Genomic DNA, 13,546 nt, shown 5'->3' with positions numbered 1-13,546 from the left:
CGCGTATGTCGTGGTTCCCGCCGCTCGATCCGGCGTCCTGGCCCACCACTGCCGAAGCGGCGACGGCGATGCAGGACGAATTGCGGCCACTGATCTCCGAGCGCACCCCGCCGGGCGCGCAGTTCCGCACAGTGGCCGGGCTCGATTCCGCCTATGACGACACCGGCGCGGTGGCCGCTGCGGTAGTGGTCTTGGCCGCGGGCACCCTGCGCCCGGTCTCGTCCACTGTCGCGCACGGGGTCGCCGCCTTCCCCTACGTTCCCGGTCTGCTCGCTTTCCGGGAGATCCCCGCCACCCTCGCCGCGCTCGAAAAGCTGGATGCCGCACCGGATCTGCTGGTGTGCGACGGGCAAGGACTCGCCCACCCCCGCCGCTTCGGCCTGGCCTGCCACCTTGGGCTGCTCACCGGCGTGCCGACGATCGGCGTGGCGAAGACCGTGTGGGGCGACTACGCCGAACCGGGCCCGGAACGCGGCGCGGCCGCCGACATCACTCTGGAGGGAGCGGTGGTCGGGCGGGCTCTGCGCACCAGAACCGGCGTCAAGCCGGTGTTCGTGTCCGTGGGACATCACATCGACCTCGACACCGCCTGCGCACAGGTGCTCGCGCTGACCCCGCGCTACCGGCTGCCGGAAACCACCCGGCACGCCGACCGGCTCTGCCGGGCAGCGCTGCGCACCGCGGACTATTCCGGCTCGACCCCGTAGTCCTGGGCCATCCAGCGGGTGGACGGCGGCGCGAACAGCAGCACCAGCGCGGCGACCGCGACCACCCCGAGCGCCGTGCCGTAGACCGGCTGATGCGAGTCGGTGAGCAGCGACCAGGTGACCGGGAGCAGCAGCAGCTGCGCGATGACGGCGATGGCGCGACCCCAACGTTTCCCCAGCAGCAGGCCGACGCCCGCGGCCAGCACCGCGCCGCCGAGAATGCCGAACCAGGCAGCGGTGCCGTATCCGCTCGTCGCGGACTGGTCGTGACCGAGCAGCCCCCGCACCACCAGCACGATCGCGACGCCCACAGCGACGACGCCTTCCAGCGTCACCAGGGCGCCTGCCGCCCGCACTGTCGTGGGCACCGCCGCACTCCCGTCGCTCACGATCGCGCCCCACCCGCACTCGGCGCCGTCGTGCGCGGCGGCGCACGGTGTCCTCGCTTGCCCTGCTGACGCTCGTTCACGCGGCAAGCCTACGGCGCGCCGGTCCGCGCGATCGTCCTGGCGGGTGCGCGGACAACGGCACGCGGTACATCGATCGCCGCTTTTCCGGGGCGGGCAGGCCGCCAACTAGGCTGCCCTCGTGCGGACGCTGCTGATCGTGAACCCGAATGCCACCTCGACGACGCCGGCGACTCGGGACCTACTGGCGCACGCGCTGGAGAGCCGCACCCAGCTGACCGTTGCGCACACCCAGCACCGCGGCCACGCGGCGGAACTGGCCCAATGGGCTGCCACCAACGAAATGGACCTGATCGTGGTGCACGGCGGCGATGGGACGGTCAACGAGACGATCAACGGCTTCCTCCCGCTGCCCGTCCTCGACGACGGTCAAGCCTGGTTGCCGCGCCTCGGTGTGATTCCGGGCGGCTCGGCGAACGTCTTCGCCAGGGCGCTCGGCATCTCCCCCGACCCGGTGACCGCTACCAATCAGCTCATCGACCTGCTCACCCTGGACGCCGACCGCCGGATCGGCCTCGGGCTGGCCGACGACCGCTGGTTCTGCTTCAGCGCGGGCGTCGGGCTGGACGCCGACGTCTGCGAGGCGATCGACGCCAGCCGTGCCCGCGGCCGCACCGCCACGCCGGCCCGATATGTTCGAACAACTGTGCGACAATTCTTCCGGGCAAAACGGAAGGAACCGAGCGTTCAGGTCGAAATTCCCGGGCGGGAGCCGGTAGACGGCGTGCATTACGCCTTCGTTACCAACACCACACCGTGGACCTATCTGAATGCCACGCCGGTGCACACCAACCCCGGCACCCGGTTCGAAACGGGCCTCGGCGTGTTCGCGGTGCGCTCGATGAGCGTGGCGCCGACCCTGCTGCTCGCGCGACAGCTCCTGGCCGACAACGGAAATCCCAAGTCCCGCAATTTATTTCGCGAAGACGACGTTCCCGCCGTACGAATCGAGTCCAAAGAACCCATCGGCCTGCAAATCGATGGCGACTTCATCGGGAAGCGCAACGTGGTGGATTTCACTGCCGTGCCCGACGTCCTCGCGGTGGTCGCTCCGCGGCCGCACTGAGGGCGAAACACCGGGAAAAACATGGCGGGTAGTGCTGCGAAATCCCGGTGGAGCGAGTACAAAGGACCGGGCAGGCTTCCCATCACGGGAGCCTTCAGAGCGTGAGCTTCCCCACGGTGCACCGCGTGCCTATTGACATCTACGGTGTTCGTGAAAGCATTCACAAGCAACCGTGCGGAAACATTCGAGTCGCACAAGTGAACGAACCACAAACCGTAGGCGCCCTGCGCGGCGCCCAGCAAAGGAGCAGAGGAATGGACTGGCGCCACAAGGCCATCTGTCGCGATGAGGACCCCGAGCTGTTTTTCCCGGTGGGTAACAGTGGTCCGGCGCTCGCGCAGATTGCCGATGCCAAGCTGGTCTGCGCTCGCTGCCCCGTAACCGCTGACTGCCTGTCCTGGGCCCTGAAGTCCGGACAAGACGCCGGCGTGTGGGGTGGTATGAGCGAGGACGAGCGCCGGGCGCTCAAGCGTCGCAACGCGCGCACCCGCACCCGCACCGTCGTCTGATCAGACGACCGGCTTACCGGGCCATTCAGCCCGGCCCGGTAACGCATTTCAGCCCGGCACCCATAGGTGCCGGGCTGTGTTGTTTTTACACACCCGACGGCGAACTGGAAATGATCGGTCTCGCTTCGCGGTGAAACCCCGAAGCCGACCAATGCGGTTGCGCCGGACACCAATATCCACTCCGCGGATTACGGCGCGACAGCGGCCCGGTTCGGCTCGCGGAAGATCGCGACCTGTGGGAAAGTAGTTGGTTCTCAACCGGGTTGGGACACTCGCGATCCGTTCGGCACCCTCGCATTCCGCTCGATACGGACATTCGAGCAGTCGCTGCTCCGCAAGCCGTAAACCGCACGCCCGCAGCGGCCACCGCGACCTCCGAGCAACACATCGGTGCCACCGAGGCCGGCCACGGAACCGACCTGCATCTTCTCCGTGAAGGACGACGCCTGCCGAGACCGGCCGCGCCGACTCGCCGAGCCGGTCGGAGGATTCCGTCGCTCGAACTCAGCGGCCGGAACGACGGCCCAGCGGCACGCGCAGCACGGCATCGGTGCCGATGTCGGCACCGGGATGCAGGCCGATGGAACCGCCGAGTTCGGCGGTGACCAGCGTGCGGACGATCTGCAGGCCGAGCCGGTCGGAGGATTCCAGGCTGAACCCGGGCGGCAGACCGCGCCCGTCGTCGCTGATGATGACGTCCAGCCAGCGGGCCGAACGCTCGGAACGGATTGTCACCGTGCCGTTTTCGCCCGAATCGAAGGCGTGCTCGATGGCGTTCTGCACCAGTTCGGTGAGCACCATCACCAAGGGGGTGGCGCGTTCGGCGGAGAAGACACCGAGCGAACCGGCGCGGCGCACCTTGATGCGCGCGGTGTGCACCGTGGCCACGTCGGCCATGATCGGCAGCAGCCGGTCGACGACCTCGTCGAGATCGACCTCTTCGTCCACCGACATGGACAGCATCTCGTGCACCGACGCGATGGAGGTGACCCGGCGCACCGATTCGGTGAGCGCGACCTGCGCTTCCTCGTTCTCGGTGCGGCGGGCTTGCAGGCGCAAGAGCGCGGCGACGGTTTGCAGGTTGTTCTTCACCCGGTGATGGATCTCACGGATGGTGGCGTCTTTGCTCAGCAGCGCGCGGTCACGTCGCTTGACCTCGGTGACGTCACGGACGAGCACGGCGGCGCCGGCCAATTCCCCGTGCGGGCGCAGCACGAGGGTGCGCAGCAGCACGGTGGCTCCGCGCGCCTCCACCTCCATCCGCCGCCCGGTCCGGCCGGCCAGCGCGGCCTGGATGTCGCCGACCACTTCCTGGGCGTCGAACGGATCGGTGATCAGCGAGCGGGTGGTGACAGCGAGATCCTGCCCGGCCAGATCGGACTGCAAGCCCATCCGGTGGTAGGCCGACAGCGCGTTCGGGCTGGCGTAGACGACGGTGCCGTCGGTGTCGAGCCGGATGAATCCATCGCCCGCGCGCGGGCTGGAATGGGTGGCCGCGCGATCCTCGGTGGTGGGGAAGGTGCCGTCGGCGATCATCTGGCACAGATCGTCCGCGCACGCCACGTACGCGCTCTCCAGCTGACTGCGCACCCGGGAGCGTTGCAGATCGGTGTCCCGGCTCAGCACCGCGATGACGTCGTCGCCGCAGCGCACCGGGATGGCCTCGCGGATCGCGTGCACCGGATGCGGGTGGTAGACGCCGGACGCCTCGACCTCCCTGTCGGCTCGCACAGTCTCGCCGCTGGTCAGCGCCTCGAACACTTGCGGATGGTCGGACTGCCTCGCGCTCGTGCCGACCAGGTCTTCCTGGTGCACGGTGGGCGCGGTCGTGGGACGGCACTGCGCGACACACACGATGTCCGCGCCTTCCTTCACCGGCCCCGCACCGACCCACAGCAGCAGATCGGCGAAGGACAGATCGGCCAGCAGCTGCCAATCGCCCACCACCCGCTGCAGATGATCCACGGCGACGCCGGGTAGGTCGGTGTGCTCGGCCAGCAGCTCGCTCAGGGTCGCCATGCAGATCTACCGCCGCAATCGATCAGGAGATGACCGCGATCAGGTGGCCCGCCTTGATTGCGTCGCCTTCCTGGACACCGACCGACGTCACGGTGCCGCTGGACTCCGCGACCACCGGAATCTCCATCTTCATCGACTCGAGGATCACCAAAGTGTCGCCTTCTCGAACTTCGTCGCCTTCCTTGACGACCACCTGGTACACGACCGACACCAGTTCGGCGAGCACTTCCTCAGCCATGACACCCCATTCGCTCGTTGCCCTGTATCCGCTGACGGTACAGCCAACCACACGTGAAAGAATGGCCTTCAATCAGAAGGGAGACTACTCATGGGTAAGCGCGGACGTAAGAAGCGTAGCCGCAAGGGGAACGCAGCCAACCACGGCAAGCGGCCCAACGCCTGAGCTGACGCTCGGCCCGCAAGCACGAAGCGGCACGCACTTCCGTGAGGAAGGCGTGCCGCTCGCGTTTCGCACGGCTACTCGGAGGTCTCGACCGATGTCTCTGTCGTGGTGACCGTCCGGCGGAGCTCGATGGTGAGCCGCTCACGCAGCGAGGCGGGCGCGCGATCGCCGCCGCATTTGCGGCTGAGCAAGCTCTTGATCTTCTCCTCGATGCCGTAGGCCTCGATACAGGGACTGCAGTGCTCCATGTGGTGCTGCAACCGTGCCCGGGTGGCGTCGTCGCATTCCCCGTCCAGCATCAACCACACGTCGGCGAGCACCGCCGTGCAATCGAGCTCCATATCGGGGTCCCGCTCGGTACTCACTGCTTGACCTCCTGGCGTTCCCCCGAACGGTTGAATCCACGCTCGCGCGCGACATCGGCGAGCAAACCCTTCAGTTGTTTCCGGCCGCGGTGCAACCGGGACATCACCGTACCGATGGGAGTGCCCATGATGTCGGCGATCTCCTTGTACGGGAAACCCTCGACATCGGCGTAGTACACCGCCATGCGGAACTCCTCGGGCAGTTCCTGCAGCGCGGCTTTGATGTCGTCGTCCGGCAACGCGTCCAGCGCCTCCACCTCGGCCGAGCGCAGTCCCTGCGACGTGTGCTCGGCGGTCGCGGCCAGCTGCCAGTCGGTGATCTCGTCCGTCGGATACTGCGCGGGCTGGCGCTGCTTCTTGCGGTAGGAGTTGATGTAGGTATTCGTCAGGATCCGGTACAGCCAGGCACGCAGGTTGGTGCCCTCCCGGAACGACTTGAAGCCCTGATAGGCCTTGACGTAGGTCTCCTGGACCAGGTCCTCGGCATCCGCCGGGTTCCTGGTCATGCGCAGCGCGGCGCCGTAGAGCTGGTCGAGCAGCGGGAGCGCGTCCCGTTCGAACCGCTGCGCCAGCTCGGCATCGTCGACGGCGGCGACATCGTCGGCCGCCACGTCATCGTCGCTCGTCACACCTGTCCCTTCGATCGCCGTACCTGCCAAATCTACCGGCATCGGCACATCGAAGGAGAATCCGCCGTCCATCGGGGACACCTCGGTCCCCACCGGACGGTCGTGGAGCAGCACGGGCACAGGCATCTCCTTCACATCTCCATAGGGCCTGCTCACGCGGTGGAATTGCTTCCGAACGCGGTGTACCGGCTACAACATGCGCGACCCGTCCGGTGTTCCCGCCGATCACGGGCTCGCGACGGATCCGCAGGAAAACACGTTGCGGCCGCCGTTAGGGTTTGGCCATGGCAGCAGGCTCGACCCCGGCGATCCGCGCGTTGACCCAGGCGAAGGTGCCCCATCGCGTACACGCCTACAAGCACGATCCGCGCGCCGACTCCTACGGCACCGAGGCGGTCGACGCGCTGGGCGTCGAACTCGGGGTCGCGGCCGAGCAGATCTTCAAGACGTTGATCATCGAACTGGCCACCGGCACGCTGGCGGTGGCCGTGCTCCCGGTGCCGAACACGTTGTCGTTCAAAGCCGCGGCGGCCGCGCTGGGTGCGTCGAAGGCGAGCATGGCGGACAAGACGCGGGCGGAGAAGACCACCGGATACGTGCTCGGCGGCATCTCCCCGCTCGGTCAGCGCAAGCTGCTGCCCACCGTGATCGACGACTCGGCGTTGGCCTGGGACCGGATGCTGTGCAGCGCGGGACGGCGCGGACTGGAGATCGAACTGGCACCCGCCGACCTGGTCCGGCTGACCGCCGCGGTGACCGCGCCCGTGACATCCGCGTAATTCGGCCACGATCGGCGCGATCTGTGCGTTACTGAACTGGCCAGATCGACCCGATTCGAGAGGATGTGATGCGAATGTCTACGCACCAGCGGGTGCGCACCGTGATCGTCGCGTTGTCCGGAGCTCTCGTCCTGGCCCTCGGTTCGGTAACGCTGCTTGCGCCGGAGGCCGCCGCAGCGCCGGGCAACGCACCGGTCGTCCAGGTCAGCGATTCGGTCTTCGACTTCGACGGTCAGGGCTCGAAGAGCGACGACAAGGCCGGCAAAGCCGAGAAACTCAGCGGGAATGTCACCACCAAGCTGATCGACCTGGTGGCCGGAATCATCAAGTGCGGGCTCAATATCGCTTCACCCAGTGTGAAGTGCTCGCTGTAACCTCTGGCCGCGACTTCGTCGCGGCGTGTTCGCGGCCCTTCTATGGCTCGCGTCCGAGTGGCCACCGCCGGCGACTTCGTCGCGGACGCGGCGACCACTCGGACGCGAGCCGGGCCGCGAACGGCGCACGCTCGACCGCGCTGTGACCCGCACGGGCGCTCGAAAGGGCGCCGGATGTGACGGCGTGCGGCTAGCGATCAGAGCAAGCTGATCTGCTCGGCCTGCTGCTGATCCTCCACTGGCGCAAGCAGTTCCGGGCCGTTGTTGCGCACGCTGTTGACCAAGGTGGGCACCGCGCGGGGCACGATTCCGGCGACCACGTCCTCGGAGGGCGTCTCCAGCAGACTCGCCGGGGCCGGGTGATCCGGGTCCAGCCACGCGTCCCAGTGCTCCCGCGGCATCGGCAGCGGCATCCGGTCGTGGATGCGGGTCAGATCGCCGACCGCGTCGGTGGTCAGGATGGTGCACGACAGCAGCGGCTCGCTTTCCGGCTGCGACCGATCGCGCCAGACGGACCACAGACCGGCCATGTAGAGACGGGAACCGTCCGCGTTGGCCATGTAGTACGGGTGCTTGGCGACCTTTCCTTTCGGGCCCTTCTCCCCATTCGGCTCCACGAGCCACTCGTACCAGCCGTCCATCGGCACCAGGCAGCGCCGGTACTTCACCGCGTCGCGGAAGGAAGGCGTGGTGGCCGCCTTGTCGGCTCGGGCGTTGAACAGCGGCTTGCCCTTGACCGGCACACCGGGTTCGGCGGCCTTGGTCCACACTGGGATCAGCCCCCAGCGCATGCGCCGGATGCGCCGCTTCGGGTCGTCGTCCTCGTGGCCTTGGTCGTGCCGCTCGACCACGGTGAGCACCTGGGTGGTCGGAGCGACGTTGTAGTTGGTGAAAGAGCCCTGGTCGGCGGCGCCGGTCTCGTCGATCGCATCCAACTCGACCGCGAGCCTGCCCGGGTTGGTTGTGGTCGCATATCGTCCGCACATATCCCGATAGTCCCACTTGCCACCGACAGCGTCGGAGACAATTAGCGCATAGCTGATGACCTGTTGAGAGTTGTGGCATAGCATTCTCTCATCGGAAGGACGGGCTGCCCGTCCACTCGGACATGCGCATCGACCGTCCACCGCAGACGGCAAGAGGAGACCCACTGTGACATCCACCGACACCAAACCGGCCGATCACGACACGGCACTGACGTCGGTCGATCCGGCGACAGGAGAGGTGATCGGCACGCACGTCATCGCCGACGACGACGCGGTTGCCGCCGCCGTCGCCAAGGCCCGCGCAGCGGCCGCCACCTGGGGCGCGCTGAGTTTCGACCAGCGGCGCACCCACCTGCTGCGCTGGTCGAGCAAGCTGGTGCAGGACTCGGAGGAGTTCTGCGCGTTGATCCACGCCGAGAACGGCAAGCCGCTCGACGACGCCTTCCTGGAGCTGATGCTGGCGCTCGAGCACATCTCCTGGGCGGCCAAGAACGCCAAGAAGGTGCTCGGCCCCAAGCGGGTGTCCCCGGGCGCGCTCATGTCGAACTTCAGCGCGCGGCTCGAGCAGCGCCCGCTCGGCGTCGTCGGCGTGATCGGCCCGTGGAACTACCCGGTCTACACGCCGAACGGTTCCATCGCCTACGCGCTGGCCGCGGGCAACACCGTCGTGTTCAAGCCGAGCGAATACTCCACCGGCATCGGCAACTTCCTCGCCGAGGCGTTCGCGGCGGCCAATCCCGAACTGCCCGAGGGCGTCTTCATCACGATCAACGGCTACGGCGCGACGGGCGCGGCGCTGGTCCGCTCCGAGGTCGACAAGATCGCGTTCACCGGCTCCACCGCCACCGGCAAGCGGATCATGGCGGCGGCCGCGGAGCGGCTCACCCCCGTGCTGCTGGAGTGCGGCGGCAAGGACGCGGTGATCGTCGCCGCCGACGCCGACATCAAGGCCGCGGCGGACGCGGTCGCCTGGGGCGCCACCGCCAACAGCGGCCAGACCTGCGCCGGTGTCGAGCGGGTCTACGTGGACCGCTCGGTGCGCGAGGAGTTCGTCGCCGAGGTCAAGCGCATCCTCACCGACGTCAAGCCCGGTTCCGGCGACAAGGCGTCCTACGGCCCGATGACCATGCCGAGTCAGATCGACATCGTGCGCCGCCACATCGACGACGCGCTGAAGAGCGGCGGCACCGCGGTGCTCGGCGGTCCCGAGTCGGTCAAGGCGCCGTTCATCGAGCCCGTCGTGCTGGTGGACGTGGACGAGAACTCCGAGGCGGTGGCCGAGGAGACCTTCGGCCCGACCATCACCATCCGTACCGTCGACGGCGTAGACGAGGCGGTGCAGCTGGCCAACAACTCCAAGTACGGCCTGTCCTCGGCGGTCTACTCGAAGAAGAACGGCCTGGACATCGCGCGCAGGCTACGCGTCGGCGCCACCTCGGTGAACTCCGTGCTCGCCTTCGCCGCCATCCCCGGCCTGCCCTTCGGCGGCGTCGGCGATTCCGGCATCGGCCGCATCCACGGCGAACCGGGTCTGCGCGAGTTCGCCCGCCCGCACTCGATCGCGGTGCAGCGGTTCACCGTTCCGGGCATGGCGCTGCTGAGCTACAGCCGCACCGACTCCACGATGAAGCTGCTGCGCAAGCTCGTTCCGTTCCTGCACGGGCGGCACAAGTAGGAATCCACGGCCGGGTGCTCGACGTCGTCGAGTACCCGGCACCGTGCCATAGGTGGCATCAGCGGCAATCCGCCCCGTGAACGCGCCGCGAATGGCGACGGCGACGCGCTGTGACACCGGACGAAGTCGGCCGGGCATCGTCCACGCGGCGGATACCTCCGCAACCGGGCATTCGATCGGCACAGCCACGTGCCGCATCCCCGATGGGGCGAAGCTTCCCCCCACGCAACTACTTCGGCCGAACCCCGGCCCGAGCGAGCGAGACCGAGCATGCGCGGTTCGCGGCCTCGCTCGCAACCGATTGCCCGCAGCGTCCGCGACGCAAGCAAGCGACGGCCACAGCAGAGGAGCCTCCCGAAACGGCGTGCCGCGAGCCGCAGCATGCGTCCCCGACGCGCCCACCGCACCGCAACCACGGCTTCCGAGCGAAGCGAGACCAAGCATCACCCGTTCGCGGCCCGGCTCGCGTCCGAGTGGCCGCCACGTCCGCGACGCAAGCAACGACGGCCACAGCAGCGGAGCCTCCCGAAACGGCGTGCCGCGAGCCGCAGCATGCGTCCCCGACGCGCCCACCGCACCGCAACCACGGCTTCCGAGCGAAGCGAGACCGAGCATCACCCGTTCGCGGCCCGGCTCGCGTTTGCGCGGCCGCCGCGTACGCGACGAAGGAGCAAGCGGCGATCGCGCAAACGCGAGCCACCAAGGGGCCGCGAACACCCAGCGCCGCAGGCGCTGGCAAACCAACACCGTGTGATGATGGACGAGTGAACTTCTGGCCAGCGCCCCATGTCGAGGTCCCTGTACACGCGATCGTGACCCTGCCCGGATCGAAATCGATCACCAACCGGGCGCTCATCCTGGCCGCCCTGGCCGACGGCCCTTCCACGATCACGGGTGCGCTGCGCAGCCGGGACACGAATTTGATGATCGACGCGCTGCGCACGCTCGGCACGGGCATCGAGGGTGCGGGCGACACGTTGACTGTCACCCCGGCGCCGCTGGGCGGCGGCACGGTCGACTGCGGGCTCGCAGGCACGGTGATGCGCTTCCTGCCGCCGGTCGCCGCGCTGGCGGCGGGCGAGGTCGCGTTCGACGGTGACGAACAGGCCAGGATCCGCCCGCTGCGCACCATCCTGGAGGCGCTGCGCGCGCTCGGCGCCGACATCGACGGCGACACGCTGCCGTTCACGGTGCGCGGCAAGGGCGCGCTGCGCGGCGGCACCGTGACGATCGACGCGTCCGGGTCGTCGCAGTTCGTCTCGGGTCTGCTGCTGTCGGCCGCGCGTTTCGACGAAGGGCTGGTGGTGCACCACGACGGCAAGGCGCTGCCCTCGATGCCGCACATCGAGATGACGGTGGAGATGTTGCGCCGCGCCGACGTACGGGTGCACGCACCCGCCGACAGCTTCAAGGCGCAGACCTGGACCGTGGAGCACGGGCCGATCCGCGCGGTGGACTGGGAGGTGGAGCCGGACCTGTCCAACGCCACCCCGTTCCTGGCCGCGGCCGCGGTCACCGGCGGCACGGTCAGCATTCCGCACTGGCCGCGCTTGACCACCCAGCCGGGTGACGTGATCCGCGAGATCCTCGTGCGCATGGGCGCGGAAGCGCGCATCTTCGACGGCGTGCTCACCGTGCACGGGCCCGACCGGCTCGCGGGCATCGACATCGACCTGCACGACGTCGGCGAGCTGACGCCCACCGTCGCCGCGCTGGCCGCGCTGGCCGACTCCCCGTCCGTGCTGCGCGGCATCTCCCATCTGCGCGGTCACGAGACCGACCGGCTGGCGGCGCTTTCCACCGAGATCAACCGTCTCGGCGGCAAGGTGACCGAGACCGAGGACGGACTGGAGATCGTGCCCGCCGACCTGCACGGCGGCAAGTGGCATTCCTACGCCGACCACCGGATGGCCACGGCGGGAGCCATTCTCGGCCTGCGGGTGCCCGGCGTCGAGATCGAGGACATCGGTACCACGGCGAAGACCCTGCCGAACTTCGTCGCCCTCTGGGAGCGCATGCTCGAGCCCACGCCGTCCGACGAAGGAGCGGCGCACTGAGCCGGGGACGACGAACCGCGGCCAGCTACGACGAATCCGACGTGCGGGTTCGTCCGGGACGTAGCTCCCGCCCCCGCACCAAGACCCGGCCGCAGCACAGCGACGCCGAACCGGCCATGGTGGTCTCCGTCGACCGGGGCCGCTGGGGATGCGTGCTCGACGACGATCCGGAGCGCCGCATCGTCGCGATGCGGGCCCGGGAGCTGGGCCGCACCCCGATCGTGGTCGGCGACCAGGTGGACGTGGTCGGCGACCTGTCCGGGCGGCCGGATACTCTCGCCCGCATCGTCCGGGTCGCCGACCGCCGGACGGTGTTGCGCCGCACCGCCGACGACACCGATCCGTACGAGCGAATAGTGGTCGGCAACGCGGAGCGGCTGTTCATCGTGGTCGCGCTCGCCGACCCACCGCCGCGCACCGGCTTCGTGGAACGCGCGATGGTCGCCGCGTATGCCGGTGGGCTGCAACCCGTGCTGTGCTTGACCAAACACGATCTGGCCGCCGATTCCCAATTCGCCGAGTCATTCGACGATCTCGATCTCACCATCGTCTACGGCGGCATCGATGATCCGCTCGAGCCGGTCCTCGATCTGCTCACCGACCATCTCACCGCGCTGATCGGTCACTCCGGTGTGGGCAAATCCACGCTGGTGAATCGTCTTGTGCCGGAGGCGGAGCGGGCCGTCGGCGAGGTGTCCGGGGTGGGCAAGGGCAAGCACACCTCCACCCAGTCGGTCGCGCTCCCGCTGCCCGGCGGCGGCTGGGTCATCGATACACCGGGCGTGCGGTCGTTCGGCTTGGCACACATCACCCCGGACGACGTCATCGCCGCTTTCACCGATCTCGCCGATGCCATCGAGGACTGCCCGCGGGGCTGCACGCATCTCGGCCCGCCCGCCGACCCCGAATGCGCGCTGGACGAGTTGTCCGGCAAGGAACGCCGGGTGGCCGCCATCCGCCTCCTGCTCGTCGCCCTGACCTCCAACGACCCCTGGTAGGACGGTCAGTGCCCGTCCGGCTGTCCGGGCGCGAACGGCCACTCTTCGAACCACACACAGCGGCCACCCTCGTCGAAACGCAGGATCCACAGGTCCCGCCACCGTGCCGGAGTATCCCGCGCGTAGTCCACCTCCACCCGGACCACCGCCGTGTCCCCGTCCACCGCGACGACGCTCGACCGCATGGTGAAGGGCTCGCCGGGCCCGTCGCGGCCGCTTTCCCAGAATTCGGCGAGCGCGTGCAGACCGGTCAGCGGCTGCGCCCACGGCGAGACCAGGTATCCCGCGTCCGCGGCGAACAGGTCGGCGAGTCGTTCCGTGCCCGCCGACCGCCAGGCGCGCTCGTATCCGGCGACCCATGTTTCGACGGCTGCTCGGTCCACGTCAGGAAGATACGCCGATCCGCTCGGCTGCGGCGGCGAACCGCTGCGTGTCGAGCCTCGTCGGGAGCATGCCTGCGCAGGACTGGCGCATCGCTTCGATCGAATTCGTCTTGACGACGAAGGCGCCCA

Annotated in this window: 16 protein-coding genes; 9 read left to right on the top strand and 7 right to left on the bottom strand. The window is 68.5% G+C overall.

All coding sequences use genetic code 11. From position 1 onward, the window contains the following. Positions 1-5 precede the first annotated feature (5 nt). A complete protein-coding gene (locus GVY64_RS27405; protein ID WP_159847394.1) occupies positions 6-707 on the top strand; it encodes an endonuclease V in 702 nt (233 codons plus the stop codon). On the opposite strand, the gene GVY64_RS27400 is transcribed toward GVY64_RS27405, so the two are convergent. Beyond that, entirely contained in the window at positions 686-1,096 is a 411-nt protein-coding gene (locus GVY64_RS27400) for a hypothetical protein (RefSeq protein ID WP_236567245.1), read from the bottom strand. The genes GVY64_RS27405 and GVY64_RS27400 overlap by 22 nt on opposite strands. 199 nt (positions 1,097-1,295) lie before the next feature. Here GVY64_RS27400 and GVY64_RS27395 point away from each other — a divergent pair, with 199 nt between their 5' ends. Next, complete coding sequence (locus GVY64_RS27395; RefSeq protein WP_159847392.1) at positions 1,296-2,240, top strand: diacylglycerol/lipid kinase family protein; 945 nt, start codon at positions 1,296-1,298, stop codon at positions 2,238-2,240. Positions 2,241-2,494: 254 nt separating this feature from the next. Then, positions 2,495-2,749 (top strand): WhiB family transcriptional regulator, encoded by a 255-nt coding sequence (locus tag GVY64_RS27390; RefSeq protein ID WP_011211115.1) that lies wholly within the window; start codon positions 2,495-2,497, stop codon positions 2,747-2,749. Positions 2,750-3,253: 504 nt separating this feature from the next. Here the strand turns inward: GVY64_RS27390 and GVY64_RS27385 are convergent. Further along, positions 3,254-4,768 carry a sensor histidine kinase gene (locus tag GVY64_RS27385; protein ID WP_159847390.1) on the bottom strand — a complete coding sequence of 505 codons (1,515 nt, stop codon included), beginning with the start codon at positions 4,766-4,768 and terminating at the stop codon, positions 3,254-3,256. 22 nt (positions 4,769-4,790) lie between these two features. Then, a complete protein-coding gene (locus tag GVY64_RS27380; RefSeq protein WP_159847388.1) occupies positions 4,791-5,006 on the bottom strand; it encodes a biotin/lipoyl-binding carrier protein in 216 nt (71 codons plus the stop codon). Between the two features lie 90 nt (positions 5,007-5,096). Here GVY64_RS27380 and GVY64_RS39215 point away from each other — a divergent pair, with 90 nt between their 5' ends. Beyond that, positions 5,097-5,171, top strand: a complete 75-nt coding sequence (locus GVY64_RS39215; RefSeq protein WP_022597109.1) for a 50S ribosomal protein bL37 — start codon at positions 5,097-5,099, stop codon at positions 5,169-5,171. Positions 5,172-5,245: 74 nt separating this feature from the next. Here GVY64_RS39215 and rsrA read toward each other — a convergent pair whose 3' ends face one another. Both rsrA and GVY64_RS27365 read right to left on the bottom strand, forming a co-directional pair. After that, complete coding sequence (gene rsrA / locus GVY64_RS27370; protein WP_159847460.1) at positions 5,246-5,512, bottom strand: mycothiol system anti-sigma-R factor; 267 nt, start codon at positions 5,510-5,512, stop codon at positions 5,246-5,248. A gap of 20 nt (positions 5,513-5,532) precedes the next feature. Continuing rightward, positions 5,533-6,237 (bottom strand): sigma-70 family RNA polymerase sigma factor, encoded by a 705-nt coding sequence (locus tag GVY64_RS27365; RefSeq protein ID WP_324198418.1) that lies wholly within the window; start codon positions 6,235-6,237, stop codon positions 5,533-5,535. A gap of 212 nt (positions 6,238-6,449) precedes the next feature. On the opposite strand from GVY64_RS27365, the gene ybaK reads away from it, so the two are divergent. Together ybaK and GVY64_RS27355 are read left to right on the top strand one after the other, a co-directional pair. Next, positions 6,450-6,944, top strand: a complete 495-nt coding sequence (ybaK, locus tag GVY64_RS27360) for a Cys-tRNA(Pro) deacylase (RefSeq protein WP_159847386.1) — start codon at positions 6,450-6,452, stop codon at positions 6,942-6,944. A 74-nt stretch (positions 6,945-7,018) separates the two neighbouring features. Further along, positions 7,019-7,318, top strand: a complete 300-nt coding sequence (locus GVY64_RS27355) for a hypothetical protein (protein ID WP_159847384.1) — start codon at positions 7,019-7,021, stop codon at positions 7,316-7,318. 197 nt (positions 7,319-7,515) lie between these two features. Here the strand turns inward: GVY64_RS27355 and GVY64_RS27350 are convergent, their stop codons facing one another. Next, positions 7,516-8,304 carry an SOS response-associated peptidase gene (locus GVY64_RS27350; protein WP_159847382.1) on the bottom strand — a complete coding sequence of 263 codons (789 nt, stop codon included), beginning with the start codon at positions 8,302-8,304 and terminating at the stop codon, positions 7,516-7,518. A gap of 166 nt (positions 8,305-8,470) precedes the next feature. Here GVY64_RS27350 and GVY64_RS27345 point away from each other — a divergent pair, with 166 nt between their 5' ends. The 3 genes from GVY64_RS27345 (at position 8,471) to rsgA (ending at position 13,034) form a co-directional block, all read left to right on the top strand. Next, positions 8,471-9,979, top strand: coding sequence for an aldehyde dehydrogenase family protein (locus GVY64_RS27345; protein ID WP_159847380.1), 1,509 nt, complete (start codon positions 8,471-8,473; stop codon positions 9,977-9,979). 764 nt (positions 9,980-10,743) lie between these two features. Continuing rightward, positions 10,744-12,036, top strand: a complete 1,293-nt coding sequence (gene aroA, locus GVY64_RS27340) for a 3-phosphoshikimate 1-carboxyvinyltransferase (protein ID WP_159847378.1) — start codon at positions 10,744-10,746, stop codon at positions 12,034-12,036. After that, on the top strand, positions 12,033-13,034 hold the full coding sequence (rsgA, locus tag GVY64_RS27335) for a ribosome small subunit-dependent GTPase A (protein WP_236567255.1): 1,002 nt from the start codon (positions 12,033-12,035) through the stop codon (positions 13,032-13,034). Before aroA ends, rsgA begins: the two co-directional genes overlap by 4 nt. A gap of 5 nt (positions 13,035-13,039) precedes the next feature. Here rsgA and GVY64_RS27330 read toward each other — a convergent pair whose 3' ends face one another. After that, on the bottom strand, positions 13,040-13,417 hold the full coding sequence (locus tag GVY64_RS27330) for a YybH family protein (RefSeq protein WP_159847373.1): 378 nt from the start codon (positions 13,415-13,417) through the stop codon (positions 13,040-13,042). Positions 13,418-13,546 lie beyond the last annotated feature (129 nt).

It is taken from the genome of Nocardia sp. CY41, assembly GCF_009829325.1.
Taxonomy (GTDB): domain Bacteria; phylum Actinomycetota; class Actinomycetes; order Mycobacteriales; family Mycobacteriaceae; genus Nocardia.
Note: the sequence above shows the minus strand (reverse complement) of the source record. Positions and strands in the feature narration are given on the sequence as shown.

Excerpts from the sequence above, each read along its gene's own strand:
- GVY64_RS27405 (WP_159847394.1), top strand. The coding sequence starts at position 6 with ATGTCGTGGTTCCCGCCGCTCGATCCGGCGTCCTGGCCCACCACTGCC.
- GVY64_RS27390 (WP_011211115.1), top strand. The coding sequence starts at position 2,495 with ATGGACTGGCGCCACAAGGCCATCTGTCGCGATGAGGACCCCGAGCTG.
- GVY64_RS27385 (WP_159847390.1), bottom strand. The coding sequence starts at position 4,768 with ATGGCGACCCTGAGCGAGCTGCTGGCCGAGCACACCGACCTACCCGGC.
- GVY64_RS27380 (WP_159847388.1), bottom strand. The coding sequence starts at position 5,006 with ATGGCTGAGGAAGTGCTCGCCGAACTGGTGTCGGTCGTGTACCAGGTG.
- rsrA (WP_159847460.1), bottom strand. The coding sequence starts at position 5,512 with ATGGAGCTCGATTGCACGGCGGTGCTCGCCGACGTGTGGTTGATGCTG.
- GVY64_RS27365 (WP_324198418.1), bottom strand. The coding sequence starts at position 6,237 with ATGGACGGCGGATTCTCCTTCGATGTGCCGATGCCGGTAGATTTGGCA.
- ybaK (WP_159847386.1), top strand. The coding sequence starts at position 6,450 with ATGGCAGCAGGCTCGACCCCGGCGATCCGCGCGTTGACCCAGGCGAAG.
- GVY64_RS27355 (WP_159847384.1), top strand. The coding sequence starts at position 7,019 with ATGTCTACGCACCAGCGGGTGCGCACCGTGATCGTCGCGTTGTCCGGA.
- GVY64_RS27350 (WP_159847382.1), bottom strand. The coding sequence starts at position 8,304 with ATGTGCGGACGATATGCGACCACAACCAACCCGGGCAGGCTCGCGGTC.